This window comes from Dethiosulfovibrio peptidovorans DSM 11002, from assembly GCF_000172975.1.
In the GTDB taxonomy this organism is placed as follows: Bacteria; Synergistota; Synergistia; order Synergistales; family Dethiosulfovibrionaceae; genus Dethiosulfovibrio; species Dethiosulfovibrio peptidovorans.
The window spans coordinates 1,108,628-1,135,620 of the sequence record NZ_ABTR02000001.1 but is presented as its reverse complement, the minus strand read 5'-3'; the positions used below and the strand labels follow the sequence as shown (position 1 = coordinate 1,135,620).

Annotated in this window: 24 protein-coding genes, 1 pseudogene and 1 CRISPR repeat array; of the genes and pseudogenes, 9 read left to right on the top strand and 16 right to left on the bottom strand. The window is 52.4% G+C overall.

Annotated features, from left to right (window positions below; genetic code table 11):
• The first annotated feature begins 20 nt into the window (after positions 1–20).
• Both DPEP_RS05500 and DPEP_RS05495 read left to right on the top strand, forming a co-directional pair.
• Positions 21–1,988, top strand: coding sequence for an OPT family oligopeptide transporter (locus DPEP_RS05500; RefSeq protein ID WP_005660304.1), 1,968 nt, complete (start codon positions 21–23; stop codon positions 1,986–1,988).
• Positions 1,989–2,107: 119 nt separating this feature from the next.
• Positions 2,108–3,106, top strand: a complete 999-nt coding sequence (locus DPEP_RS05495; RefSeq protein WP_005660302.1) for a hypothetical protein — start codon at positions 2,108–2,110, stop codon at positions 3,104–3,106.
• Here the strand turns inward: DPEP_RS05495 and DPEP_RS05490 are convergent.
• Together DPEP_RS05490 and DPEP_RS05485 are read right to left on the bottom strand one after the other, a co-directional pair.
• Complete coding sequence (locus tag DPEP_RS05490; RefSeq protein WP_005660300.1) at positions 3,085–3,684, bottom strand: LysE family translocator; 600 nt, start codon at positions 3,682–3,684, stop codon at positions 3,085–3,087. The genes DPEP_RS05495 and DPEP_RS05490 overlap by 22 nt on opposite strands.
• The gene (locus tag DPEP_RS05485; RefSeq protein WP_005660298.1) at positions 3,681–4,583 is read right to left on the bottom strand and encodes a DMT family transporter; all 903 of its coding nucleotides are present in this window, start codon (positions 4,581–4,583) and stop codon (positions 3,681–3,683) included. The genes DPEP_RS05490 and DPEP_RS05485 overlap by 4 nt, the downstream gene beginning before the upstream one ends.
• A gap of 189 nt (positions 4,584–4,772) precedes the next feature.
• On the opposite strand from DPEP_RS05485, the gene DPEP_RS05480 reads away from it, so the two are divergent.
• A complete protein-coding gene (locus DPEP_RS05480) occupies positions 4,773–5,375 on the top strand; it encodes a pentapeptide repeat-containing protein (RefSeq protein ID WP_005660297.1) in 603 nt (200 codons plus the stop codon).
• Here DPEP_RS05480 and panD read toward each other — a convergent pair.
• Together panD and panC are read right to left on the bottom strand one after the other, a co-directional pair.
• Positions 5,372–5,758: an aspartate 1-decarboxylase gene (panD, locus tag DPEP_RS05475; protein WP_005660296.1), complete on the bottom strand. Its 387-nt coding sequence runs from the start codon at positions 5,756–5,758 to the stop codon at positions 5,372–5,374. The two genes, DPEP_RS05480 and panD, sit on opposite strands and share 4 nt — an antisense overlap.
• Before the next feature lie 4 nt (positions 5,759–5,762).
• The gene (panC, locus tag DPEP_RS05470) at positions 5,763–6,620 is read right to left on the bottom strand and encodes a pantoate--beta-alanine ligase (RefSeq protein ID WP_476696060.1); all 858 of its coding nucleotides are present in this window, start codon (positions 6,618–6,620) and stop codon (positions 5,763–5,765) included.
• A gap of 97 nt (positions 6,621–6,717) precedes the next feature.
• Between panC and DPEP_RS05465 the strand changes: the two genes are divergently transcribed.
• From DPEP_RS05465 to DPEP_RS05455, 3 genes are all read left to right on the top strand, one after another.
• Positions 6,718–7,026: a peroxiredoxin gene (locus DPEP_RS05465; RefSeq protein ID WP_198003044.1), complete on the top strand. Its 309-nt coding sequence runs from the start codon at positions 6,718–6,720 to the stop codon at positions 7,024–7,026.
• 186 nt (positions 7,027–7,212) lie between these two features.
• Positions 7,213–8,895, top strand: coding sequence for an FAD-dependent oxidoreductase (locus DPEP_RS05460; RefSeq protein WP_005660294.1), 1,683 nt, complete (start codon positions 7,213–7,215; stop codon positions 8,893–8,895).
• Positions 8,896–9,010: 115 nt separating this feature from the next.
• Entirely contained in the window at positions 9,011–10,243 is a 1,233-nt protein-coding gene (locus DPEP_RS05455) for an IS256 family transposase (protein ID WP_005660293.1), read from the top strand.
• 220 nt (positions 10,244–10,463) lie between these two features.
• Here DPEP_RS05455 and DPEP_RS05450 read toward each other — a convergent pair whose 3' ends face one another.
• The 11 genes from DPEP_RS05450 to DPEP_RS05400 all read right to left on the bottom strand — a co-directional run bounded on the left by DPEP_RS05450 (position 10,464) and on the right by DPEP_RS05400 (position 24,612).
• Complete coding sequence (locus DPEP_RS05450) at positions 10,464–11,000, bottom strand: GNAT family N-acetyltransferase (protein WP_005660290.1); 537 nt, start codon at positions 10,998–11,000, stop codon at positions 10,464–10,466.
• Between the two features lie 138 nt (positions 11,001–11,138).
• Positions 11,139–11,891 (bottom strand): substrate-binding periplasmic protein, encoded by a 753-nt coding sequence (locus tag DPEP_RS05445; protein ID WP_005660288.1) that lies wholly within the window; start codon positions 11,889–11,891, stop codon positions 11,139–11,141.
• Positions 11,892–12,041: 150 nt separating this feature from the next.
• Positions 12,042–12,794, bottom strand: coding sequence for a substrate-binding periplasmic protein (locus tag DPEP_RS05440; protein ID WP_005660286.1), 753 nt, complete (start codon positions 12,792–12,794; stop codon positions 12,042–12,044).
• A 93-nt stretch (positions 12,795–12,887) separates the two neighbouring features.
• On the bottom strand, positions 12,888–13,175 hold the full coding sequence (gene cas2, locus DPEP_RS05435) for a CRISPR-associated endonuclease Cas2 (protein ID WP_338033402.1): 288 nt from the start codon (positions 13,173–13,175) through the stop codon (positions 12,888–12,890).
• A gap of 24 nt (positions 13,176–13,199) precedes the next feature.
• Positions 13,200–14,228 carry a type I-C CRISPR-associated endonuclease Cas1c gene (gene cas1c / locus DPEP_RS05430; protein WP_005660284.1) on the bottom strand — a complete coding sequence of 343 codons (1,029 nt, stop codon included), beginning with the start codon at positions 14,226–14,228 and terminating at the stop codon, positions 13,200–13,202.
• Positions 14,225–14,893 carry a CRISPR-associated protein Cas4 gene (gene cas4 / locus DPEP_RS05425; protein WP_005660283.1) on the bottom strand — a complete coding sequence of 223 codons (669 nt, stop codon included), beginning with the start codon at positions 14,891–14,893 and terminating at the stop codon, positions 14,225–14,227. Before cas4 ends, cas1c begins: the two co-directional genes overlap by 4 nt.
• A gap of 47 nt (positions 14,894–14,940) precedes the next feature.
• A CRISPR array of direct repeats spans positions 14,941–17,067; the repeat unit is 31 nt; unit sequence GTTTCAATCCACGCTCCCGTGAGGGAGCGAC.
• Positions 17,068–17,298: 231 nt separating this feature from the next.
• Positions 17,299–18,138 carry a type I-C CRISPR-associated protein Cas7/Csd2 gene (gene cas7c, locus DPEP_RS05420; RefSeq protein WP_005660281.1) on the bottom strand — a complete coding sequence of 280 codons (840 nt, stop codon included), beginning with the start codon at positions 18,136–18,138 and terminating at the stop codon, positions 17,299–17,301.
• The gene (cas8c, locus tag DPEP_RS05415; protein WP_005660279.1) at positions 18,138–20,174 is read right to left on the bottom strand and encodes a type I-C CRISPR-associated protein Cas8c/Csd1; all 2,037 of its coding nucleotides are present in this window, start codon (positions 20,172–20,174) and stop codon (positions 18,138–18,140) included. Before cas8c ends, cas7c begins: the two co-directional genes overlap by 1 nt.
• Positions 20,158–20,877, bottom strand: a complete 720-nt coding sequence (gene cas5c, locus DPEP_RS05410) for a type I-C CRISPR-associated protein Cas5c (RefSeq protein ID WP_040383122.1) — start codon at positions 20,875–20,877, stop codon at positions 20,158–20,160. The genes cas8c and cas5c overlap by 17 nt, the downstream gene beginning before the upstream one ends.
• Before the next feature lie 8 nt (positions 20,878–20,885).
• Positions 20,886–23,459 (bottom strand): CRISPR-associated endonuclease Cas3'', encoded by a 2,574-nt coding sequence (locus DPEP_RS05405; RefSeq protein ID WP_156775168.1) that lies wholly within the window; start codon positions 23,457–23,459, stop codon positions 20,886–20,888.
• 352 nt (positions 23,460–23,811) lie between these two features.
• On the bottom strand, positions 23,812–24,612 hold the full coding sequence (locus tag DPEP_RS05400; RefSeq protein ID WP_005660274.1) for a GNAT family N-acetyltransferase: 801 nt from the start codon (positions 24,610–24,612) through the stop codon (positions 23,812–23,814).
• A gap of 66 nt (positions 24,613–24,678) precedes the next feature.
• On the opposite strand from DPEP_RS05400, the gene DPEP_RS05395 reads away from it, so the two are divergent.
• The 3 genes and pseudogenes from DPEP_RS05395 (at position 24,679) to DPEP_RS13750 (ending at position 26,769) form a co-directional block, all read left to right on the top strand.
• Positions 24,679–25,797 (top strand): aminotransferase class I/II-fold pyridoxal phosphate-dependent enzyme, encoded by a 1,119-nt coding sequence (locus DPEP_RS05395; RefSeq protein WP_005660272.1) that lies wholly within the window; start codon positions 24,679–24,681, stop codon positions 25,795–25,797.
• Positions 25,798–26,177: 380 nt separating this feature from the next.
• A pseudogene (locus DPEP_RS13755) lies at positions 26,178–26,435 on the top strand (sodium-dependent transporter); the annotation flags it as partial.
• 16 nt (positions 26,436–26,451) lie between these two features.
• Positions 26,452–26,769, top strand: a complete 318-nt coding sequence (locus DPEP_RS13750; protein ID WP_005660267.1) for a hypothetical protein — start codon at positions 26,452–26,454, stop codon at positions 26,767–26,769.
• Here DPEP_RS13750 and DPEP_RS13745 read toward each other — a convergent pair.
• On the bottom strand, positions 26,747–26,953 hold the full coding sequence (locus DPEP_RS13745; RefSeq protein ID WP_420805899.1) for a Fic family protein: 207 nt from the start codon (positions 26,951–26,953) through the stop codon (positions 26,747–26,749). The two genes, DPEP_RS13750 and DPEP_RS13745, sit on opposite strands and share 23 nt — an antisense overlap.
• Positions 26,954–26,993: the final 40 nt, after the last annotated feature.

Below are 26,993 nucleotides of genomic sequence, written 5' to 3'. Positions count from 1 at the left end.
TTATTAAAGGAGGAATTTTTTTGAGTACTTCGGAAGAAACGAAGAAAGAGCCTATTCGCAGGCTACCCGAAGAGGCCTACGAGGTGATGGACGGGGATCAATATCCGCCCTATGTATCGTCGGATAAGAAGATCCCGGAACTGACCTTCAGGGCCATCTCTCTCGGCTTTATCCTTTCCATCGTCCTGGGAGCGGCCAACGCCTATCTGGGTCTCAAGGTCGGTATGACAGTCTCGGCGTCCATACCGGCGGCGGTAATATCGATGGGTATAATGAGGGGAATCCTCAAGAAGGGGACCATCCTGGAGAACAACATCGTCCAGACCATAGCGTCCTCCGGCGAGTCTCTGGCGGCGGGGGTTATCTTCACAGTGCCGGCCCTCTACATACTGGCCCGGACCAACCCTCAGCTGGTGCCCCCCAAGCTGATCACCGTAACCCTGATGTCCGCCCTGGGAGGGCTTCTGGGGCTGCTATTCATGATCCCCCTGCGGCGCTTCCTGATCGTAAAGGAACATGGGAACATCCCCTACCCCGAGGGTGCGGCCTGCGCCGAGGTCCTAGTGGCGGGGGAGGTTGGAGGAGCCCCGGCCAAGACCTTGTTCGCATCCCTAGGCTTGGCAGGAGTATATCGTTTCGCCCAAGCGGGAATGAAGATCTTCCCCGAGGAGATCGAGTGGGGCATCAAGGGCTTCACCGGAGCACACATAGGCGCCGACATATTCCCGTCCCTCATGGGAGTTGGCTTCATCGTCGGTCGCAGAATAGCCACCATAATGCTCGTAGGAGGCGTGGTCGCCTGGCTGGGAGTCATCCCCCTAATAGAGTTCTTCGGAAGACACTCGACTGATGCCATCTTCCCGGCTGCTACGGCCGTGTCGGAGCTCGGAGTGTGGGGAATATGGAACAAGTACATCCGCTACGTCGGAGCCGGAGCGGTGGCCTTCGGAGGGCTTCTCAGTTTCGTGGAGGCACTTCCCACTATCATCAGCAGCTTCAAGGCCATTATGAAACGCTCCAAGAACGACGACGGAACGCCGGAGAGAAGGACTCAGCAAGACCTCCCCGGAAAGATCGTGACATGGGGATCCCTTCTTGTAGCCGTATCCATGCTCTTCGTGCTTCCCATAGACAACACCATCGCCAGAATCGTGTCCGCCATAGCGGTGGTCGTCTTCGGCTTCTTCTTCGTGACGGTCTCCAGCCGGATCGTCGGTCTGGTCGGAAGCTCCAACAACCCGGTGTCCGGAATGACCATAGCAACTCTTCTGTTAACGGCCATTCTGGTCAAACTCGGTGGGATCTCCGGCATAGAGGGAATACTTGCTAGCCTCACGGCGGGATCGGTGGTCTGCATCGCCCTGGCCTGCGCCGGAGATATGTCTCAGGACCTCAAGACCGGATTCCTCGTCGGAGCTACCCCCAAATATCAGCAGATCGGGGAGATGATCGGAACCGTCGCCGCCGCGCTGGTGATAGGGCTCGTCCTGATAATGCTGGACAGTACCTACGGCTTCGGCTCCAAGGAGCTCCCGGCTCCTCAGGCAGGGCTGATGGCCATGGTCGTCCAGGGGATATTCCAGGGAGACCTGCCCTGGTCCCTGGTTTGGATCGGAGCGGCTTTGGGACTCTGCGCCAGGCTGGTCCAGATCCCGGTTCTCCCCTTCGGCATCGGCCTGTATCTTCCTGTCCATCTCTCCGTGCCGATCTTCTTCGGATCCCTCATCAGAGAGGCAGTAATGAAGAAGTTCCCCAAGGGACACGAGAAACACAAGCCCGCCCTGGAGACGGGGATGCTAATCAGCTCGGGCTTCGTCGCAGGAGACGCTTTGGTGGGTCTTCTGGCCGCCTTCCTGGCCTACGTCGGAGTGGCGGACAAGATCGCCGTCGGCGGGCCTCTCTCGGCTAGCGGAATCGGCGGACTGGCTCTTTTCATGGTGCTGGCTCTCTATATGTACAGAAAGTGCTGCGCCGCCGAAGCGGACTAAGACGACTAAAAACAAGACACCTAAAGGAGGGGCCAAAAGGCCCCTCCTTTGTGTTTATAATAAAGGGAATATATAATCGAAAGAGGAGATACAGCCCACCAGGAAGGAGATCTTACGCCATGACCCACCTGACTCTTCTGTTCGAAGGGGAAGCCATCTGCTGGGACGAAGAGACTGTCCTTCTCGCAGGCAACGAGCCGGACAACCTGGAGACTTTAGCGGACCAAGGACTCTTCAGACCGGCAGGAGGCGGAATGATACTTACCGAAGAGGGGCTGGCCGAGAGGGACAAGTTAGCCTCCGAGATGGGAATACCGCTGAAACCCATGGCCGACACCGACCCTGCCACGGCTCTTTGGAGAAACAGGCTCAATCTGCTTTTGGAGAAGGCTTTCCTGGGGCGGTGGGGGCTGAAGGAGTTTACCATAGCGGAGAAGTTCCCCGTCGTACCCTACCTGAAAGGGGAGGAGCTATTCACCGAGGAGAACGGCAGATTCCGCTATCTATGGCCCGAACATCCCTCGGTGAAGGATCTTATGGACACCTTTCCCTTCTGGGGAGTTTCCGCCAGAGAAGAGCCCATTCCGGGGGAAAGAGGATTAGCCGACTGGGTAGAGAGAACCGGAGCCCCTACGGGCAACCTGACGGTGGACCTTATGTTAAGAAGCGGATACGACTTCGACCACTACAGGACGACGGAGACCGCACCGGAAGACAGATTCAGGCTTCAGAACACGGACCGACTCTTCTGCCTGAGGGTGAAGGACCCCGACGACCTAAAGGCCGCCGTGACAGGACTGGGGCAGATAGAGCTGTTCATGCTGGGACAGAGACGGATATATATTCCCGGATGGGCCGACATCGACACGGAGGACCAGGAAAACTGGACTATGGTGCTTCTGGTGACCGACGACGACGAGCAGCTAAACAGGCTGGAGTCGGGGCTCAAGCCGTCGGCGATGGACCTCATAGAGCCAAGCCGCCCTATTTTCCTGCTGGGAACCAGCGTAGAGGCCCTCAGAGGCATAAAGACCCCCAAGGAGACCATCTACGACTGGTTCTGCGACGAGGTTCGGCACATCGCCAGACCGGACGTTCATATCAACTCGGCCACCTGAAGAGCGGTCATGACCAACATGGCCGCGAAAAAATAGTTAAGGGCCCTGCGCCTGCCGGGACTTCCGAGAAAGCTCTCTATCCCGACTCCGAACAGGGCCCAAAGGACCACCGAGGAAAAACAGACCACAGCCAGAAAGAGGGCGGACATCAGCACAGGCAGAGGCCTGGCCAACAGAGGCCTTAGAAACACCGAGTACAGGGTCAGGCAGTATATCATCACCTTGACGTTGACGCACTGAAGGGCCATCCCCTTGAAGAAACCTCCCTCACCCCCGGAGGAGCCGCCCTCGTGGGGGACCTCCCGAACCAGTCCCCAGGCCAGCCAGACTATGTAGGCTGCTCCGATCCACTTCATGGTCCCCTCGAGCTTGGGGACCAACTCCATCAGGAAACCGGAAAGAGACCCTCCCAGGATCATCAACAAAAAAACCCCGGAGGCGATTCCCAACGTATAGCTCCAGGTTCTCCTCAGTCCGAACTTCGCCGCCATGGCGGCGGAGCTGACGTTGTTCGGACCAGGGGTGAAGGTCGTGATGAAAACGTAGGGAATAAGCGCCGCCATATCTATCTCGCTCAAGATCTCTCCTCCTTTTTTCTCGACATACCGTCCGGCAGAGACAGTATCATTATCCCGGTGAAAATGAGGGCTATCCCCGCAAAAGATCTGACCCCCAGGATCTCGCCCAATAGAAAGACTCCCAGCAAAGAGGCGGTCAAGGGCTCCATGAGGGTCAGGGTACAGGCCGTCGAGATGGGTATCATGGTTAATGCCACGGAGAACATACCGTAGGGGATCGCCGTTCCGACCAAGCCGAGGGCCAAGGCCACCGAAGCCCCCCGAACCGTGGCGAGCCAAGCAAGCGGATGGAACAAAAACAGAGGAGAGCCCAGAACGGCCCCTCCCAACATGGCGGCGGCTATGACCGCTAGAGGATTTCTGGTCCTCTGAAGCTGTTTCATCCCCAACCCTATGAATCCGTAGGACGCCCCGGCCCCGACCGCCAGAAACACGCCTACTATGTCCACCCGGACCGCTCCGTCGCCGAGGGACAGCAGGACGCATCCCCCTATGGCCGACACCGTCGCCACGGCCCATCTGGGGGTCAGAGGCTCTCTCAGAACCGCCCTGGCCAGAAGTCCGGCCAATATGGGGGAACTGCCTATGGTGACCATGGTGCCCACTGCAACCCCGGTTCTCAGGACGGCGGAAAAAAAGAACAGCTGGTACACCGCCATGCTGGAGGACGCCATTAAAAGGGTTTTCCAGGGCCATCTTCCGGTAAGAGCATCGGATCCATATCTGAAAAGCACGAAAGCCGCCAAAAACAACCCTCCCAGGGTCATCCTGAGGACACCTACGACCAGAGGAGACGCCCCCTCGGGAGCCAGGGCCTGAAGGGTTCCGGTGGTGCCCCAGAACACAGCGGCCAGGAGCACTATGGCCGATCCCGACCGGACCGAACTATCTCCGTCCATATTCACCCCTCCCCAAAGACCGAAGACTCTAACGTTCGATAATCTCCGTCATTCTACACCTTAAGCCAGGTCACAAGCCATAGGGATTACGATCACATAGATAAAGGTGTCCGCACGGCTGAAAAAGCCTTGCGGACACCTTTAAATTACAGTAAACTTAATTTCGAAATTCAGACGGGAGGTCTTAATATGCTGGCACAAGCCATAGAACGGGCTAGAGAGACGGACGACTACATAGGAGAGGCAACCTTTGAGGGGGAATGTCTGGAGGATCTGAATCTCTCGGGGCTGCGTATAGAGTCGGTCCGTCTGACCAACTGCACCCTCTCGGGCTGCGACATGGAGAACATCGGCCTCTACGATGTGGAGCTCAAAAACTGCGACCTATCCAACTGCAAACTGGGCAGAAGCTATTGGAAAAACGCCAGACTAACAGACTGCAAGGCCCTGGGCAGCTCTTTCGACAGAAGCTCCTTCAAGGAACTATCCCTGACCGGAGGTATCTTCAGCTACTCCAACTACGTGGAGACTTTCTGGGAAAACTGCACCGTGAAGGAGTGCGACTTCAAAGACGCCTTCTTTTCAGAGGTCAGATTCAAAAAGGTCGCCCTGTCCAAGGTGAACTTCTCCGGGGTCAGCTTCTTCAAGACGGCCCTTAAAAACCTGGACCTCTCGGACTGTAACATAGACGGGATAGCCTTCTCCGACACCTTCTCGGAGCTCCGAGGAGCTAAGGTGAGCGCTCTACAGGCGGTGGATCTGGCAGTAAGACTGGGAATAAAGATCGTCTAGAGCTCGTTCCCGTCCCCTCTGTCCATATCGAAGACCTTCTCGACGGCTCCGTCCGGACCGATCTTGACGACCTTGGCCCTGTGAGAAGCCGCCTCCTTGACGTCCATTAGGCACCAGGCCATCACTATGACCCGGTCCCCCACAGTGCCCAGCCGTGCAGCCGCCCCGTTCAGGCAGATCTCGCCGCTTCCCCTGGGGGCCTCTATGACGTAGGTCTCGAAACGGTTGCCCGAGGCCATGTCCGCCACCAGGACCTTCTCTCCGATCAGGAAACCCGCCTGGTCTATGAAGTCCCTGTCTATGGATATGCTCCCCTGGTACTCCAGGTTGGCCTCGGTCACTATCGCTCCGTGGAGCTTGCACTTCAACATCTGTAAAAACACTCTATCACCCTCCCAACACGACGTTATCTATCAACCTGGTTCGACCGACCCTTACGGCGAGAGCGATCACGGCGGGATCGCAGATCGATTCCACCTCGGACAGCTCGTAGGCGTCCCTCACCTCGACGTATTCAGGCTCGAGGGCCTCTTCCTCGGACAGTACCGACCGGACCAGCCCCCTCAGAACCGATGCCGAGCGTTCTCCCCCCTCGAAAGCCTCCTTCGCCTTCGCCAGAGACCGAGACAGGGCCAGGGCGGATCTCCGCTCTTCTTCCGACAGATAGGCGTTTCTGCTGCTGAGGGCCAGACCGTCATCCTCTCTTATCAGAGGGCAGGGCCTTATGTCCACCGGAACGTTCAGATCACGGACCATCCTGCGAAGCACCTGAAGCTGCTGGTAATCCTTCATGCCGAAATAAGCCCTGTCGGGACGGACTATGTTGAAAAGCTTCAGCACCACGGTGCAGACTCCTTTAAAGTGGCCCGGCCGGGACCCTCCGCACAGAGGGAGGCTCAAGGCAGTCTCGTCCACATAGACCGAGTGTCCCGGAAGATACATATCCTCCGCTCTGGGGGCGAAAAGCACGTCGGCCCCCGCTGCGGCCAGTAGGGCTAGGTCCTTCTCCTCGTCTCTGGGATAGCTCTCCAGATCCTCTCCGGGACAGAACTGTATCGGGTTTACGAAAAGGGAGACAACCGTGACGTCGTTCTCTATCATGCTCTTCTTCACCAGCGACATATGGCCGTCGTGCAGATACCCCATGGTGGGGACCAGGCCGACGGACTGCCCCGCCCTGCGGCGTTCCAGGACGAAAGCCGACATTTCCTTCGGTTTGCGTATAATTGAAACCAATGTACCCACTCCTTCGAGGTGCTTCTCTCCAAAATCACGGTGATAATATAGTTCCAAAAGCCGGACTACGCAACCGCCGAGCAACCTGAATAATCTATACTTATTCGTGATAACTATTCAATCACTCCAGCCAGGAAAAGAAAAAAGTCGTGGTGGTGGATCTCTAGTTGGGCTAGGGTTGCTGTACACCGCATGGAAAGAAGAGGACATGGTAGAAGAAGGAACGAAGGCTCCGGAAATTTCGCTTCCGGATTCTCGAGGAGAGCAAGTATCTCTGGGAGATTACGCTGGAAAATGGCTGGTGCTTTACTTTTATCCCAAGGATAACACCTCAGGGTGTACCCGGGAGGCCCTGGATTTCAGCAAGCTCAAAGAGGGGTTCGAAAAAAGGTTCTCCGGGCCTACGGTGCCTTAGGAACTTTTTTTGAACATCTTTACGATCTGTCCCATTTTTCCGAAAAGAAAAAGCAGCCCCTTTTCGATAAAAACTATTTTCGGGTTGCGCAAAAGCGAAAAAAGACGCACACTATACCCTGTATGGTATACGAGCAATAGATACCGAGGTACATCCAATTTCAGATATCGATAGGAGTGAGAGCGTGTGAGCAAGAAAATTGTCGTTATCGGTGGCGTAGCCTGCGGAGGAAAGACTGCGGCCCGTCTCAGGCGGCTGGATCCGGAGGCGGAAATTCTTATTTTGGAAAAGGGACCCTATCTCAGCTATGCAGGGTGCGGTCTTCCCTACTACATCGAGGGAATCGTAAAGGAATACAAGGAGCTCATGTGCACTCCCGTGGGAGTGGTGCGGGATGAAAGTTATTTCCTCAACGTCAAAAAAATAGACGTGCTTACCCGGCACATGGCTACCTGTATCGACCGGGAAAAGAAAGAAGTCGTGGCGGTGGATCTCGAGCTGGCCGTGGAAAAGCGCTTCCCCTATGACGATCTAGTCATCGCTACCGGTGGATCTCCCATCAAGCCCGATCTTCCGGGGATCGAGCTCGGTACGGTTTTTACCCTCTGGACCTTGAGCGATGCCTTGGCCATGCGTGCCGCCATCGATAACGGCAACGTGAAACGCGCCGTAGTGGTGGGAGCGGGGCTTATCGGCATGGAGGTGGTGGAGGCCCTGGTGGCCCGAGATATCGAAGTTTCCGTAGTAGATCTCCTCTCCTGGCCCTTGCCGAACATGCTGGATGAAGAATTCGGCTCTCGCCTCCTGAGAGAACTCAAGGCCAAGGGTGTACACTTCTACGGTAACGAAAAGGTCCTGGAAATCCTCGGGCAGGATTCGGTGCTCACCGGGGTAAAGACAGATCAGCGGACCATTCCCGCCGACATGGTGCTCCTCGCCATCGGAGTGCGTCCAAACATTCACCTAGCCGAGGAAACGGGGCTCGACATCGGTTCCTCGGGCGGCGTGGCGGTAGACGAATATATGCGTACCAGTGATCCCAACATTTATGCCGGAGGGGATTGTGTAGAAGTTCGCCATATTCTTACGGGAAAGGGCGTTCGTCAGCCCATGGGATCCTCCGCTAACCGGGAAGGTCGGGTGATCGCAGATAACATTTTGGGGCGCGGAAGCACCTTCAAGGGCGTTCTCGGTACGGCGATCATGAAGTTTTTCGAGTACACCGTGGGGCGTACCGGTTTTAACGAGCACCAGGCCCGCAAGGAAGGGTTCGACCCCATTTCAGTGACGGTTACGGCTCCGGACAAACCGCACTTCATGCCAGGAGCGGCCTGGATGGTAATCAAGCTCGTGGCGGACAAAAATACCAAACGCCTCCTGGGAGGGCAGATCTTCGGCCCCGGAGCGGTGGACAAGCGGCTTGACGGTCTGGTTACCGCCGTTACCGGAGGGCTTACGGTGGATGACCTGGCGGATACGGATTTTGCCTATGCTCCCCCCTATGCCACGGCCCTCGACCCCATGACCCAAACCGCCAACGTGCTGCGGAACAAAATGGAGGGACTCATGACCTCCTATTCTCCCCGGGAACTGGCGGCAAAAATGGACAGAGGAGAAGATTGCGTGCTTCTGGACGTGCGGACCGAAGGAGAGATCAAGCTTCAGGGCAAGCTGCCTTACGAAAACCAGGTGCACATTCCTCTGGGAGCCCTCTGGACTCGAGTGGAAGAACTTCCTAAAGACAAGGAGATTATCGCCTTCTGCAAGATCTCTCTCCGGGGTTGGGATGCTCTAACGGTACTCCGATCCAAGGGATTCCACAAGGTGGCCATTCTCGAAGGCGGAATGATGGGCTGGCCTTACGGATAACGTACAATATCTTTCGCACATTTACTTGAGGTAAAACTTGGCAGTAGCCCCCACAAGGGTTATGTTTTAGGTGACAAAGCCAAAAACATATTGTCCCGAGGGAGGGCTACCGCAAATGTACGATACCACAGATAACACCGGGAAGACAAAGGGTGATTCCAAGATCATAAGGATCGACGAACAGGAGATCCGTTCCCATCTGGATCGGATAGTGAAGGGAACCGTAGAGGATACCCTGAACTCGTTGCTGGATGCCGAGGCGGACGCAATCTGCCAGGCCGGTCGTTACGAACGTACCCCGGACCGTCTGGACACCCGTGCCGGCTATTACAGCAGGAAGCTTCAGACCAAAGCCGGTGAGGTGCAGCTGAAGGTTCCGAAGCTCCGTAAACTCCCCTTCGAGACTGCGATCATCGAACGTTACCGTCGCCGTGAAAGCTCGGTGGAAGAGGCCCTGGTGGAGATGTACCTGGCCGGAGTCTCGGTCCGCAGGGTCGAGGACATCACCGAGGCCCTCTGGGGAACCCGGATAAGCCCATCTACCGTAAGCGATCTAAACAAGAAGATCTACGGCAGAATCGACGAGTGGAGAAACCGTCCTATCAGGGGTGAGCATCCCTACGTGTTTCTTGACGGTATCTGGCTCAAAAAGAGCTGGGGAGGCGAGGTCCATAACGTCTCGATACTTATAGCCATAGGGGTCAACCAGATGGGCTATAGAGAGGTTCTGGGCGTATGCGAAGGCAGCCGAGAGGACAAGGAAAGCTGGTCCTCCTTCCTGAGGCATCTTAAAGAAAGAGGCCTGAAAGGGGTCCGTCTCGTCACCTCCGATAAAAGCATGGGGCTCTTGGAAACCCTACCCCATTTCTTCCCTGAAGCTCTGTGGCAACGTTGCATAGTTCATTTCTACCGCAACGTCTACAGTGCCGTCCCGAAGGGGAAGGCACGAGAAGTAAGCCTGATGCTGAAGGCGATACACAACCAGGAAGACCTGAAAGCAGCCAGAGAAAAAGCTGAAGCCGTGGTCGAAAAGCTGAAGGCCATGAAACTTCAGAAAGCCGCCAAGATCGTCCAGGAAGGCTACGAGGAGACCCTGAGCTACTTCCATTTTCCCTCGGAACACTGGAAGCGGCTCAGAACCAACAATTCTCTGGAACGACTGAACCGAGAGATTCGTCGAAGGACAAAGGTCGTGGGCAACTTCCCCGACGGGGAATCGGCCCTGATGCTGGTATCCGCCAGAGTCAGGCATGTAGCTTCCACCCAGTGGGGTAAGAGAGCCTACATGAACATGGAGCATCTCAGAGAACAGATACTGGAGCAAGAAAATAATGCCATCGTAAGCTGACACAGAAAGCCTTAAAAACCGAACATAGCCCTATATGGGCCTGCTGAGTCAAATATTAATGTGCGAAACATACTGGACAGTACCGCCTTACGAGAAGGGGAAAGGATAAATTAGACGTAGGGGCGATTCACGAATCGCCCCTACGTTTTACACTTGTTTTGACAAACCAAGTTTTAAATCGCAACGTCCAAACAGGACGAAACGTAGTTTACCTATTCGGTTATTTTACCTTATCGAAGGGCAGCTCCATGATGTAACGGTGATGGCCCTCTCCATACTCGTCCTTGTTCTCTCCGACTATCTCGAAACCCATTTTGTCCTTGTACAGCTTTATGGCAGGATCGTTTTCCGTGTCTACCGTCAGGCCCATCTTGGTGAAATCCTGGTCTCTGAGGTTCCTCACTATAGCCTTGAGGAAATAATAGCCCAATCCCTGACCCTGAAGATCCTCGGATATGGCGTAGTCGAAAAGGTAGCACTTCTCCTGATCCTCCCAGTCCCTCATCAGGATGGCGAGGCCTATTATTCTCTTTTTGTCCTCTTCCTTGAGGACGAAGACGTTTCCATGACGTATCTGAGGCACCAATCCCCACTCGTCCATACCCAAATCTCCGAATATGCCGAGGCCGAAGTTCACCATTCTCTTCAACAGGTTGACGTTGTAGTCCTGAACCAGATAAACCTTCAGGTTACCGATGTCTCCGTCCAGATTTTCAACGACTTTGCGAGGCAGTTTGGAAGTTTCTTCTAAATACAAAAAACCACTCCTTTCAGTTTTGTATCCTTGTCATTATACTCGAAAATCAATTGACTTGCAAGTGCTACCATTTTATAACGGTCTCCCATAAAAAACGAGGGGGTCGTATCGAACCCCCTCTGCTCGTATGTCAGGAGATCAACGTAAATATTTGTCCAATATCGCCTGGTAGGATCCGTCAGCCTTCATTTCGTCCAGCACCTTCTGAAGTCGGTCTATAAGGGTTTGGTCTGTGTCCTTGTGGAAGGCGTAGTAAAGGTGGCTCTCGCTCAAGGCGAAGACTGTCTCGTAGTCCGCCGGATCGAACCCCATATCCTTGAGTTGCCACTGAGCGACGCTTTCCTCGTAGACCCAAACATCGATTCGACCAGAGTTCAGTTTCTTGACGTTCTGAAGGTTGTTGGCCGCTATCTCCACCTTGGTCATTCCGACCTTACGGGCCAGGATATCGCCTATGTCCTCCTTTATGACCCCGGCGGAAAGATCGGCAAGATCGGCCTCGGAGCCGACTTTTATGCCCTTGCTCCTGAGGGCGACGACCGCCGTCCTGGAAGCTGCCAGAGGACCCACCCACTTGAACATGGGTTTTCTCTCGTCGGTATAGGTCATGCTGAAAAGACAGGTGTTAGGGGTCGATTGAACCTCCTTGTAGCCTCTGGCCCAGGGCAACACCTCCACATCCTTGGCGGTTTTGGAAGAACCCTCCCTCTTGAATATCTCTGCCAGGACATCCACAGCTATTCCGGTAGCGACTCCATCGTCGCCCTTCATGTTGTATGGCGGCAGTTCCTCGGTCATGAAACGAATATCGTCCACTCCGACTGCGAAAACGCTGCCGGCCGCAAGACACACGAATAAAACCGAGAGCACGAACTTTTTCAGATACGCCAAAGCGATCCCTCCTTAAGGATATTTGCCACTTAATTGTTATACTATCGATTACGATACATAGTCAAAACATTCCCTCTCGAGACACAACTACATCGGACGATGAGGGATCCCTTTGGATCATAGCCGGAACTCGGTCCTTATTTCAGGGGATCAGCGCAGATATTTGTCCACTATCGCCTGATAGGATCCGTCGGCCTTCATCTCGTCCAGCACCTTCTGAAGTTGATCTATAAGGGCCTGGTCGGTGTCCTTGTGGAAGGCGTAGTCCAGACGTCCGGCCTCCAAAACATATACGGTTTCATAATCGGCCGGATCGAACCCCATGTCCTTGAGCTGCCAAAGAGCCACGTTCTCCTCGTAAATCCAGATGTCCACCCTGCCGGAGTTAAGCTTTTTTATGTTCTGGTCGTTGTTGGCAGTTCTATCTATCTTTTTGATTCCCGCTTTTTCCGCCAACTGGTCACCTATATCGTCCTTTATAACCCCAGCGGAGAGATCGGCCAGATCGGCGACGGTCCCGACGGTTATACCCTTGCTTTTTAAGGCGGTCGCTACAACCCTGGTGGAAGCGATCGGACCAACCCACTTGAATAACGGCTCTCTTTCCTCAGAGCGAGTCATACAGAAAAGGCTGGTATTCGGGGTCGACTGAATTTCCTTATAGCCCCTGGCCCAAGGCAGCACCTCCACGTCCTTGGCGGTCTTGGAAGAACCCACCCTCTTGAACATCTCGACCAAAACGTCCACAGCTATTCCGGTAGCGACTCCGTCGTCTCCTTTCATGTTGAAAGGAGGATACTCCTCTGTCATGAAGCGGATGTCGTCCACTCCGACGGCAAAAACACTACCGGCCGTAAGACATACGAATAAAACCGAGAGCACTAACTTTTTCAGATACGCCAAAGCGATCCCTCCTAAAGTATATTTTTTACTTTTATCATTATACTATTCATCTCGATCAGTAGTCAAAATATTCCCTCTCGACACACGGCAAGATCAGACTATGAGAGAGCCCTCCGGATCATAGCCGGGCCTCGTTCCGATATGCTCTACTCGCCTTCTCCAATTAGCCCCTAAGAAATAAAACCGCAAACTATCTTTCTCATCATCTATCAACTTCACCAAACCATTTTTAAGTTGAACCCACTGAGTTGGATCTACCAGACACTCGAAAACCGAATTCTGCACCCTTTGTCCATAGTTTTCGCATAATTTAGCAACATGACGCAGCCTTCTCTGACCGGCAACGGATACGGTATTAACATCATAGGTGACCAATACCATCACGACAAAAACTCCCTTCGGTGGCTACCGCCATCTCAACGGCGGATATTCCGGCAGATCTCCTCTCAAAAAACGAGCCAACAGGAGCGACTGACAGTAAGGCAAAAGCCCCAGCGAGATCTTTTCATCCAGAAAAGGATGGCGAAATTCATCCTGTTTCCTCTTTTGATATGCACCTAAAACTTTTTTCCGAGTCTGTTCGTCCATTATCACTCCGCCGCTTTCTCTAACGATAAAACCGCTAGGAGAAACCTGCCTTCTATTTATGAGCGAGAGAACAAGACGATCTGCAATAAGGGGACGCAGTTCCTCCATCAAATCCAAAGCAAGACTCGCTCTCCCTGGTCTATCTCTGTGCAGAAAACCCACCTGCGGATCCAAGCCCACACCTTCAAGAGCGTTTGAGACATCGTGACACAACAATGTATATACAAATGACAACAACGCGTTCACGTTATCCTGCGGAGGCCTGCGGTTTCTGCCATGGAAGGAGAAATCCTCAGCTTGAGAGGTTATCAAATTGCCAAAGGCGGAAAAATATGCCCTAGCAGCCTCCCCTTCTTTTCCTCTAAGAGAAGCTAAATCCATCGTTTTTTTCAACTCCGCTAAAATAACTGTCAACCTATCGGAACACGTCTCCAGGGTCCTATTATCTAGAACATGGGCATCTCTTACACCTCTCCTTATGGAGGTGCGACAGTTAGCTATCTTGGCTACTATCATATTTCTCGCTAATTTTGCTGAGTTGTCACCATCTTCCGAAAGCCGATACTGAGCCTTCCTTAGTAGAACATTACCGGAAATCGCACCGATCGAACGAGCCATAAACCGACCACTCTCGGAGAAGAACGATAAACCTACACCTCGCTCTCCGCAAAGACCCATGAGAAAAGGACTGCAGGAAACGTTTCCAAAACAACAGATACCCTCAAGATTGTGAATAGGGAGTCGAAGACGTTCCTCCCTTTCGACTTTGACGACAACGGTCTCTCCCTTTTTAGCTAGGTATGCCCCTTGAGTCATTACAAAAAGAGTATTCAATAGCTTTTTCAACAGTCATCCTCCTCAAAAAACGAATTTAAGTACCGAGAGAGACTTAAAGCGGAGTTTCTAATTTGAGGCAGACAAATTTCTTTCAATGAGCAACTATCACATTTAGGTTCGTAATCCCCTTTAGGAGTTATTCCTTCAGCAAGGAGATCTCTAAATTTTTTAATAAAACTCAGCGTAAGATTCCGTAACTTTTTATCGATTAAGACAACAAGTCTCCTTCTACTTTTACCGTAAAAAAGAGCTCCCTCTGGAATATCCACATTCAACATCTCCTCCAGACACAACGCCTGTGAGCAAAGCTGTATCTTATCGCTGGGGCCCTTTTTTCTACGCCCTCTCTTATATTCCACAGAATAGGGGAACCACCTACCAGCCAATCCCGATAAGAGTACCCCCTCTCTAGAACAGGTCGGATGAAATTCCACCACATCTGCAATCCCAACCAAACCATATGAAAGAGATTTTAAAGGCAACGATCTAGCAATTCGAATTCCATCTCTGATCTCAACTTCTTCCGTATGAGCCTTTTCATGTAGAATCCGTCCTTCAGAAGTAAAGATGTTTTCCTCCCATACTCGCTCCAAGTGAATCAAAGCACATTGACGTTCGCAAAAAGCTAGATGCTGCAATCCTGAGATTGGAAGGAGCTCTTCCTCGGAAAACAAGAGATCACCTCCTCTATTTTTTGTTTCTAACCATTATTTTGATCTGTGTCTTACCCCACGCTCCCGTGAGGGAGCGACGAGTCATGACCCCGGACAACGTGTACGAGGTCCTGTTTCAATCCACGCTCCCGTGAGGGAGCGACGAGGTGTCGCTGACGCTAGAGCAAGCCAACTATTGTTTCAATCCACGCTCCCGTGAGGGAGCGACACGATAAGAGTTGCTTTCTTCCTGAGAGAATCAGAGTTTCAATCCACGCTCCCGTGAGGGAGCGACCTAATGCCTTCCTTCTTTCTCTTATCTCTCGACCAGTTTCAATCCACGCTCCCGTGAGGGAGCGACATTATCACTTCGCTTGCTGTCGTGTTGTAACGATGTTTCAATCCACGCTCCCGTGAGGGAGCGACTCCTGGGGCGATGCGCTTAAAAGCTTTTCTTACGGGTTTCAATCCACGCTCCCGTGAGGGAGCGACCATATCAGATCCCTGCATCTATCAGCGACTACGGGTTTCAATCCACGCTCCCGTGAGGGAGCGACTTGAGCCCAGGGGCTGAGGCGTTGGCTGAGGCTGGGGTTTCAATCCACGCTCCCGTGAGGGAGCGACTGTCGGTTGCAGGAAAGCGAGCAGGACTTATCGATGTTTCAATCCACGCTCCCGTGAGGGAGCGACCAGTCTGTACAGACAGCTCTTCTGCGTACCAGGTGTTTCAATCCACGCTCCCGTGAGGGAGCGACGTTATAATCCAGCGGTGTTTTTTGCCACGGAAGGTTTCAATCCACGCTCCCGTGAGGGAGCGACTCATGACAGACCGAAAATCCTCTCTGTAGCCATCAGTTTCAATCCACGCTCCCGTGAGGGAGCGACTAGAAGTTATCCCTGGGCAAGGGCAAGTGATAGAGTTTCAATCCACGCTCCCGTGAGGGAGCGACGTGAGGCAGCAAGGACATTGGAACTCTCGTAATAAGTTTCAATCCACGCTCCCGTGAGGGAGCGACTATTTTTTTCGCCTCATCCCTCGCCTGAGGGAGCGTTTCAATCCACGCTCCCGTGAGGGAGCGACCGGGCGGCGGCCTCGGACTTCCTCTCTCACTTAAAGTTTCAATCCACGCTCCCGTGAGGGAGCGACGCGGCCACGTCGTTTGTGGCCAGCTTTTTCGAGGGTTTCAATCCACGCTCCCGTGAGGGAGCGACGCGGCCACGTCGTTTGTGGCCAGCTTTTTCGAGGGTTTCAATCCACGCTCCCGTGAGGGAGCGACGATGTGACCACGATAGGGTGGCCCCATCTCCGGCGTTTCAATCCACGCTCCCGTGAGGGAGCGACCCGCGCTGGACCTGTCTATCTTCCTCCACAGAGAGGTTTCAATCCACGCTCCCGTGAGGGAGCGACCCGCATCCTCGTAACCCCCTATCATGTGCAACCGCAGTTTCAATCCACGCTCCCGTGAGGGAGCGACACTCTCGGTGTCCGTTTGGCGGACTGCCTGAGTGGTTTCAATCCACGCTCCCGTGAGGGAGCGACCTTCGAGTTCGAGTGTTCCAGGGCGGCGTCGGAGTTTCAATCCACGCTCCCGTGAGGGAGCGACCTGGAACCGACCGCGGGGCTTCGGCTGCCATCAGGTTTCAATCCACGCTCCCGTGAGGGAGCGACCAAGACGATAACTGGGAAGCTCCTGCTAAGCGGGGTTTCAATCCACGCTCCCGTGAGGGAGCGACTCAGGGTACGGGGGATACAGCCCGAATGTCCAGACGGTTTCAATCCACGCTCCCGTGAGGGAGCGACTCGGGCATGGACGCCGCCGATGCCGCGCGTATCTTCGGTTTCAATCCACGCTCCCGTGAGGGAGCGACCTACCCGGAAATCTTGAGAGGGTTTATGTATTAAAGTTTCAATCCACGCTCCCGTGAGGGAGCGACATGAGATCGCCAAGACTTAGCCGCTTGAGCTCGAGTTTCAATCCACGCTCCCGTGAGGGAGCGACTGCCGTGTTATTCATGGGGTCTTGCCTCCTTAAGGTTTCAATCCACGCTCCCGTGAGGGAGCGACGAAAATCGGGGGCCTGTAGCATACCCGAGGAGGGGTTTCAATCCACGCTCCCGTGAGGGAGCGACGGGGACCCCATCCTTACCATGGATATCCCAAAGGGTTTCAATCCACGCTCCCGTGAGGGAGCGACAGCGTCCTTCTCAATCGTTCGTATCGCCAGGATTACTGAGCTTTTTTTGCGAATCTCCAAGCACTTCAGCCTATCGACCTTTAAAATCTCTGCAAAAAAGCTTCCGACCACTGCAAACTCTGAATCGCGAACCTCTTTTTCAACTCAACTTTACATTTATACAGACAGCTACGGGAGATCAAACCAATTCAGCCAAACTCCCGACATTGCTCGCTTATAGTTCGCGATTCGTTAAAAACCGTCTATCTCCTCAAGAGAAATACCCTCTAAAGAATCTACTTCATAGGACCCATCGGGGTTCACCGTCAAGGTTCCGTGCACTTTTGCTGAGGAAAAGCTTCCCATCTTTGAAGAATGCTCCCACCAGAGAACTTTTATGACAGACATAGATCCCTCTGGCCTAGCGGAAGAGGCGTCACCCTCGAAAATCTTGGGAAGAACTCTTTTTATCACTTCGGCATCCTCATCGCTGAAGCCAGTTCTCTCCGCCAACTGAGGGCTGATCGCACCGTAGGTCACGTATATTCCATGATCGACCCGATGTTTCATCCCCATCGTATCGGAGCCTCTTTTCGAGCCATCCCCATCTCCGCTTACACTTTTTGTGATCTGTATACTTGCAACAGAGACAGGCTCTACGGAAAAGGCAGACTGAATCGTCATAGGACCACGTATAGGGATGGACACTCCTCCTTTGTTATCGTTCCCAAAAGCGAAAAGCTGTCCAAACGTCCTCACGTCTAACCATTTTCCACAGGCTTTTTTAACAAAATCCTCTGCCTTCGTCTTTTTGGAATCAAAAGCCTCCTTGCCTAAACCGAAATCCGCCGACTCCGCACGCTTCCTCAAACTAGGCATGCCATCTATCTTTTTCTGATCCGACTGCACGAATATAGAATATCCATCCTCCACCAAGCGATCTCGTATCTTTCGTTTGAGACACACATCGGAAACCTCTCCGTATCCTTCGTAGTCAATTCTGGGGCGATTGCCGTTAAGAGGATCACCGTTAGGATTGGCTCTATCGACAGAGAATACCAAGGCAAAATCAATTTTCTTGCTCAAGCTCATTACTTGTTCCCTCCCTCGCTATTATCGGTAGCCGATTTATCTTTTTTTCTAAGCAATTCCAGCCTTTGACAATGAAAACCCAGCAGAAACTCCCCTTCCAGAGGGGCATCGCTGGAGAAATCCGCACCGTCGAAAAGCTCCATCACCGAGTCGAGATCCCTTTTCCTGTTGGTTATAAATCCGCCATGACCGCTACGCAAAAGCCTCTGCATATAGGGTTGAAGGGAGAGTTCTATGGTCCTCCAGGTCGAACAGGGATGACTGGCAAAACGCTGCATTAACCTTTCTGCTGATGTTGGTCTGGTCTCATTGGACTTGATAAGAGCAAAACTCTCTATTCCATCGGCGATCGCAAGAAGTCGCCCGAAAAGGTAACTTCTCGATCTGTTCTCAACATCCAATCCCACGGGGTAATACCTCCTTTTGTCTGTATTCTCATGTCGCCTGAAAAAGCCCCTGTAAAGGGCACAGGCGACACCTAAAGTTTTCTCCCACTCCTTGTAATCAGCTCCACCTTTTTTAGAGGCTCGCCTAGGAGCACATGCTTTTCGAACTGATGAAGCGACTATGTCGTAGGGGATATTTCTGGACTCCACTATCGCTGGCAAAATCCTCTCGTAGGTGAATCCCTTGAACTTCGTGTTCCCCTTCAAAGACTCGTCGTATGAACAACCGACTATAAGAGGAGGAGCTGGGGCGAATTCCTCCCAATCCTCATATTTGCCTCTTCCAGTTCCTCCATCGCCCTTTCTCTGAAGCCAGGCGAAGTCAGAATGCCATTGGGCGACTCTATCCACATATTCATGGGCAAAGCACTCTCTGTAGTATGTGATGCCCATTCTTCCAGGCGTGGCCGAATCGATGGACATTATGACCACAGACTCGTCGGGAGAAAGAGAACTTCTATAACCATTCATATAGAGAGTCAGCTTTCTGGCAAACCCCTGCCCAAGATCGGAGGACAGATCAGGACTCATGTCCCTTATGTCCACATCGGAGGTCTCGCATGCCCCTTCTCCTAGATCATCGAAATCAAACTCCGGCAGAGACTCCATCGGAGGTGGAACTTTTTTTCCGCTAATTGCCCAGGCAATAACAATCTGATCTCCATTCTTGAAACCCTGCCTATCTATGAGCCAGCGGAGAGCGCTGTGGGCCCTTTGAGAGACAGAACTCCCTACGTTGGCTGCCTGATAGCCCTCTTTCTCGATAGTTTTTTTACTATCGAAAAACTTTCCTCGAAACGTAAAACCGTCCTTATCGTTGCTCGATATGAGTTTTGCTTTGTCTCCGGAATTACGAAGCCTCGCCGGATGATTTAGGGCTATGGCAACATCTTTTCCTGTCACATAGCACAAGCCCTTAATCGTTTCCTGGGACAATAAATAATCCCTCCAGGCTCGCTGAATCTCTAAATCTTTCCATGTGTTGGATTGGAGATCATGGGAGATCTCTACGGTCCAACACACTAAGGCACTTCCTTGTTCGAATTCTCCCTTCTCTTTAGGCAAAAACCTCAATAAAGAAGCCTTCTTTTGATCCTCATCGGAAAGTTGATCTGTACTACAGGCCAGCTTTCCCTTCGAATCCAGCCAGACCACGCTTTCTTTCACGAGATCGTCTATTACACATCCTTTACCAACGTAACTATACACTGCGTTAACCTTTGAAAATGCGATATCCTTATGATCCTTTAAAAAATCACGCCAATTTTTAAGCTGCTCCAGATATCCATCAAAATACGAGGGTTTTTTACCTCCAAGTTCAGCATAGTCACCTGCCACATATTGCAGTTTGTCAGCCAAAGGATGGGGGGCCTCTCCACTGGTTCTACCAGCGGATTTTTCAGTCGCCGGTAGGACCACCGGGACTTTCCCGATCACGCTGGCTCGCTTGAAATTCCCCTCGCTATCTAGGACTATGTTTATGTGAGCATTTTGAACTACGTGTCCCTCCGGGATCGGCTTTTCCTCTTGGGGGAGGTTCAATTCCATAGCTCTTTCATAGGTATCGTAAAGTTTACCCATCCAGCTCATGGCAATGCTCCTCTTCATCCACGTTCCGGAAATTATTCCCCTCAGAGAAAGACTTTGGCTCCATAGGACGGATATATCTCTTCACCGGGCAGTTCTCCGGACGGGGGAAGGTCACTATTCCTTTCTCCATAACCGGATACCAGAAACGACTGTACAGCTTCTCCTCTCCCGTCTCGTCGGGGTAGTCGAAACCATGGAACATCAGACCAAAGGCCAGTTCGTCCAGATCGTCATAATCTCCCGGCCCTTCGCCGAAAACACATGGCTCCACGTACCCCTGGCAATCTCTGGTCCCTAGAAAGACATCCTGCCTACCCCCTCGATCCAGAGATCGCTTAGCTATGTTGTAATGCTTTCCGTCTATACGGTCACCGGCCAGTTCAGGTCTGTGTTCGTTCCACTCGAAATGGGCCACTACCTGGTACGAAACTTCATGTAGAAAGGTATATATGGACAAATCGTTTCCACCACCCCACTTAAGAGGCTTGGTACCCTTTGTCTGAGTGCGAAAAGAGCTCATCACCCTAACCTTATCGACATACCAAATTATCGTTGGCTTCCAATATATCGACTTGAGGACTCCCTTCAGAGCCTCGTAAGTGGGGATATGATACGAGCACTTTTCTCCACCTATCCTCGTTATAGGGTCGGTGAACATAGCATATCTTCCCCACAACAAAAAGCTGAGACTGTTTTTAGGCATGTCATATCTCATGATATCAACGGCTCCATAGGGGCGTCCTGCTCGAGGCAAAGACCAAAATCGGAGTTGTAGAAGGTTTTATCAAGGTAGAACACTCCCTCTCCTTCTTGAATTTCGTGAACGGCTCCCGCGTTACAGAGCCTTTTCCACACGTTTGGAAACACGTTTACGCTATATTGCTGAGCCCTCCTTAAAAGAGCTCCGTATTCTTCAAACTCGAATCCTATCGACAAAGAACACAGCTTCGAGATCAACTTCTCGCCTTCGCCGTAAGGACATATAACAGAATTGGTCGGGGCATCTATAGCTCTAAAAATTTCTCCTGCGTACTTAAACGACTGCAACAACAGAGGGGCCTTACCAGTGTTTTTTCTATTAACATTGAACTCGGCCAAACCACTTCTATCGTTCAAAGAGAGCAGATTCAACAGGTTATCGTCCCGACCACCTTTACCGCTGAAGTTGTAGCCCATCTCGTCAGTCCGTTCGAAAAAGAAATAATCGAAGTACCTGTATAGAGTGATCGGATCCAATAGTCCACTGTAATCCGTAGCCTCACATGTCTTAAGCTCATGTTTATGTTCTTCCTTGTACTCACTTAAAATCCGTTTGGTCTTTTCCTGACCGATGAGAATATCTTTGAGGGTGGAAATTTTTTCCTCTGACGGATTTACAATAGAGACGTCTCCCATCATTGGAACTCCCTCGAAATCGCGTAACTCACCGTGTCGGTTGCAACGGCCTGCGGCCTGCGCTATGGAATCCAATCCCGCTATAAAACGTATTACCGCCCCGAAATCCACGTCCACCCCTGCCTCTATAAGCTGGGTGCTTATACACAAAACCCTTTTCCCCTCGATCAACCTCTTGCGTATCACGGATAAACATTCTTTACGATGGGCCGGACACTGACCGGTGCTGAGATGGAATGTCACCTCCGCTTCCGTCTCTGAGGAGCAATACTCGAAAAGCCTCTTCGCCCAGGTCTTCGTATTGACCACGACCAGACAATTGCCAAAATCTTCCAGCCTTTTCAGTGCTAGATCTCCGATCTCCTCTTTGCTCCAGCCCCCGGGCCTAGATAGATTCCTGATGCTGACTCTCCTAAGATCGTCGAAAAGAGAGGTTTTATCCGATACGAGCTCGCTGTTTTCGGCCATATGAAGCTCTCCTTTTTCCGCCAACCCCGGATTCCCTAGAGAGGAGAGCCTATCCAAGGTAGGCTGAGTAGCCGTGCAGAGAACCGCAGTGCTCCCAGCCTGTTCCACCAGAAAATTAAGGGCGTTGCAAAATAAATGGGTACACTTTATGGGCAAAGACTGTATTTCATCGAACACTAGTATGCTCTTCGCCAACATATGCATACGTCGAACCCTGCTATTACCTCCTCTGAAGAGGGTCTCAAGAAACTGGACCATAGTGGTAAACACCACTGGGCAATCCCAGTTTTCCGCCGCCAGCTTGTAACTCCAGGTCTGTCTTTCCGGTTCTATATTGGAATGATGTTCCAACACCCAGGGAAAGGCGTCGCCTTCTCCCTCGAGAATCGATCGAACTTCCTGGGCGTTCTGCTCTATGATGGATGTGAAAGGAACTACGTATATGATTCGATGTAGATCATGATGTAAGGCATGTCGCATGGCGTATCTTAGACTGAGCAGTGTCTTCCCTCCGCCGGTGGGTACTGATAGGGTATATATTCCTTGGGGATCATCGGCCCTTTTGAGGCACTCGTCGGATATCCGACGCCTTATCTCGTTGACCTGGCTATCCTGCTTATAGGAATCCAGGACTCTCTCCAATCGGTCTATTCCCGTTTGCCAGTCGAAATCACGTCGTCTCAGACGTTCTTTTTTTCTACTGGGATCCTCGAACTCGGCGCTGTCGATTCTGTCGGCATCCACCAGACAACTGAGGAGAAATCTGGCTGTCATTCCCAGGTTGAAGGCCCCAATTGTGGAAAAACCATATTTTTCGCCGGTAGAAAACCTGGCGGTTTTGTTCAGATAACTAAAAAAACTGTTCACCATCGAATTTACTTTAGAGTCATCGAGACTCTCGTTCAAAAGGGTCTTCAGATCATTCTCCATTGCCGACAAACACTCAGAGTAGCGAGTACCTTCGTCGGGTTTGTCCATTCTGTCCCAGAAAACCAGCTTATCGTCCTTTGAAAGACAGTCGATCATGCCACTGTGATGGGAGGCGATACACAGAGCCATAATCTGAGCGCAGACCTCTCCCTGTCCGCATTTACCTACCCCTCGGAGCTTTTCCCATATAAACTTGGCCCCAGCCGTAGAGTGATCTATCTTGCCTTTTTTGGAGAAGGGATCCATATATTCCTCGCTGTCGGGATTAATCTTTCCCGAGGACGAAAGCAGGTAGTTCTGGAATGAGCTACTGTATTTACCTAAGTCATGGAGAAGACCGATCATCTTTCCCGCATCGCCTAATCCAATTTTCCCTGCAAAGCTCTCGCTCAACCTTCCGACATTTCTCAAATGGTCCATTAGCGGCTGTTCCCATCCATCTCCGCCTCTGACGTGAGCCAAGTATCTGACAAGACGATCCTTTAAAACCATGGACATCAGTCCCTTCGTCTATGAAAGAGTTCTTTTCGTCGATTACCTCTTCAAACCCAACAGGGCGTTTTAAGAGGTAATCGACACAATACGCATAACATAAGACTTTGCTTCAATCCACGGGCTTTATCGACCCGACTCATAACATAATACTTTAAACCAAGGATCTCCTGCGTTTTTATTATGGGGGTCGACGACTCCATCTCTTCAGATAAACCTCTCCCCCAAAATCTTTATCGCTGAAAAGCCGATGGCACTATTCTGATAATACATCTGTTTTTTCTCATGTCAAGACAAATAACAATGCTAGGAAAATCAGAAGAAATTCTTCGCTCCCCGTCGCCTCTCCCTGCTAAACCATCCTGAACATCTCGTACTGTTCTACCGACTCCTTGACGAAGCCCGTTTCATCTAGGAAAGGACGGATATCTATGTTATCTGGCATACTGATGCTCAGCTTTTCCGGGCGGACCGCATCGACCCCACGGTAGAGGAGATTCCGTCCTATTCCCTCCCTCCTGCAAGAATCCGACACCCAGAGGAAATAGACCTTTCCCGAGCCTGATATCACCGTCGCACCGATCATCTCGCCCCCTTCGTATGCGGTGAAACACCGGGAGGTCCTATCGGAACAAAAATAATCCGCCTCGTTCTGCCAGTTGATATGGACCGAGGGAATACCCTCTCGACATTCCCTCGCGATCGAGACATCCGTCTCCACCACATCGACGCCGACGGGGGGACGAGAAGGACTATCAATCATATTTCCCGTCGACCTGCCGAAGTAAAGCAGCTTGTTCTTCCTCTCGTAGCCTCGCCTCTCGTAAAACCTGATGGCTCTTTCGTTGTCCGCCAGGACCTCCAGGCTGAGACGTTCGCACCCTATCTCCATCGCGTTCTCCAGAAAAAGCTCGAAAAGACGTCCACTGATCCCGGTTCCCCGAATCTCGGGAGGAACGCATAGAGTACCGCACCTCATGTTTCGATATCCGTCGAATCGCCTGACACCACCCAATATCAGCCCGACAGGCGCTCCTTTTTCGACCGCTACGAAAGAGTGGTCCGTATCGTTGCCCTCAGGACCGAAGAACCTGTCGAAAAAACCGTCGACGTCCAGAGTCATCGATGATACACCATCGCTCTTCGATTTCACTTGCGTCTCCCCTATTCAACGGCTAAAGTGATCTAAGAATCTTGAAACGACAAGGAGCTGATTCATTTGAAGATACGCTCGTTCAAGCTGGAGCGGTATTTCGCCAGGTACGAATTCTCGGCGAAACATATAATGAGCGCCTCGGACTGCGAGAGCATGACCGTCGCCGAACTGATGGCCCTCGGGGGCGACGAGACGATGGAGGCCTGGAAAGATCTGCGCCTCAACTACACCGAGCCCAAGGGGCATCCGGACCTGCTGGCTGGAATCGCCGATCGCTATGACGGGATCGGTCCGGAGAACCTGATAACTCTGGTTCCGGAGGAGGGCATATTTCTGGCGATGAACGCCCTTCTGGAACAGGGAGACCACGTGATAGCCCTGTCGCCTATATATCAGTCGCTGCTTGAGATTCCAAGGTCGATAGGATGCACAGTGTCCGAATGGCCCATCGTGCTGGAGGAGAACCGCTGGAAACTGGACCTGAAGCGCCTGGAGTCGCTTTTTAAACCGGAGACCAAGCTGCTGGTTGTCAACTTTCCCCATAACCCCACGGGATTCCAGCCCACGAAGGAGGAGTTCCGAAGGATACTGAGCCTGGCGGAAGAGAGGGGAATATGGGTCTTCTCCGACGAGATGTATCGGGGGCTGGAACCGACCGCGGGGCTTCGGCTGCCATCAGCGGCGGAGATATACCCCAAGGCCGTAAGCCTTTCGGGACTTTCCAAGTCGTACGGACTGCCGGGGCTGAGGATGGGGTGGCTTGCCTGCACCGACCACGACCTGATGGAAAAGGTGACCTGCCTGAGAGACTACACCACGATATGCGGCTCCGCCCCGTCGGAACTCCTGTCCATCATGGCCCTGAGATGTGCCGACGATCTGATGGAACGTTGCAGAAAGATAGTGGCGGAAAACGGCGTAACCGCGGCGGAGTTCTTCGGTAAACACGAGGACCTGTTCCGCTGGATTCCTCCGATGGCCGGATCCATAGGCTTTCCAGTGCTGAACGGAGACTTCCCGGCAGAGGATTTTTTCACCCACGTCGTGGAGAAGAAAAGCCTCATGGTCCTGCCAGGATCGGTGTTCGGGGTCGACGAAAACCACTTCCGAATCGGCCTGGGACGTAAGGACTTTTCCAAATGCTGTGAGATCTTGGAGGAATATCTGAGAGAAAGAGGCTAGCATGGCATCCAAGAGGATAAAACTCCCTCTTGCCAAACTTCGCTTTAGTGTCTACAATACCCCATAATCCAAGACGCCCAAAAGAGAGGAGGACTTGCTTTGAACCGTTTTACCGATTTTAAAGTCGCATCGGCGACCATAGTCATGAGCCTAGTTATTAGCTGCAGGTCCTATCCTGGAGCTTCCGTCGGCGTTTAAACAAAAGCTGACCGCACTTCAGGCCGGGATCTTACGAGATCCCGGCCTTTTTTTATCGGCACATCTATAAACGCAGGTCTTCCGTAAGGACCATTCGTCTTGGATATCACTACATCACCTAGGAGGTTTTACAATTGAGTGGAAACGGCAATGGAACCGAAAGAGAGCAATGGGGAAGCCGAATGGGATTCATGCTCGCCGCGGCAGGATCAGCGGTGGGATTGGGAAACATATGGCGTTTTCCCTACGTAACGGGTAAAAACGGAGGAGCGGCCTTTCTCATAATCTACCTCGCCATGGTGTTCTGCATCGGCGCCTCGGTCATGCTGGCCGAGTTCGCCATAGGCAGGGCGTCCAAGAGAAACTCCGTCGGGGCCTTTCGCAAGCTCAAGGGCGGAGCCTGGCCTATCGTCGGATGGCTCGGCTTGATAGTAGCCTTCCGGAGCCGCGGAGGGAATGGCCTTCTATCTCAAGCCGGACTTCTCCAAGGTCACGGGAGCAACCGTCATAGACGCCCTGGGACAGGCCTTCTACTCCCTCTCTCTCGGCATGGGCTTTCTGGACGGCCTGGACTGGCTCTGCAACAACCTGCTACTCACTACCTGCGGCATACTGATCTGTCTGTTCGCAGGATGGGTAGTAGGGGACAGGATGAAAAAAGAGGTCACCAACGACGGCAGCCGCCTCTTCGCCCTGCTCTTCCCCTGGACCTGGATCCTCAGGGTGGTGGCCCCCGCGGCCATACTTGTTATCATCTACAACGGCCTGAAGTAGAACCGTACTGAAAAAGGCCAGGTAGGACAACCGGTGGAAAGCCGCTTTTCATCAACTCCAGGTTCATGAGCAGCCTCGATGTCCTGCCGTTGCCCACGAAAGGATGGATTTTCACGAAATCAGCATGCACACGAGCGGCCCGTTCCACGCGGACGATAGGAATCAAGTTTTTGTTTGAGGTCATCAAGTCTAACAAAATCCGTCATTTTTACTATCTCCCAATT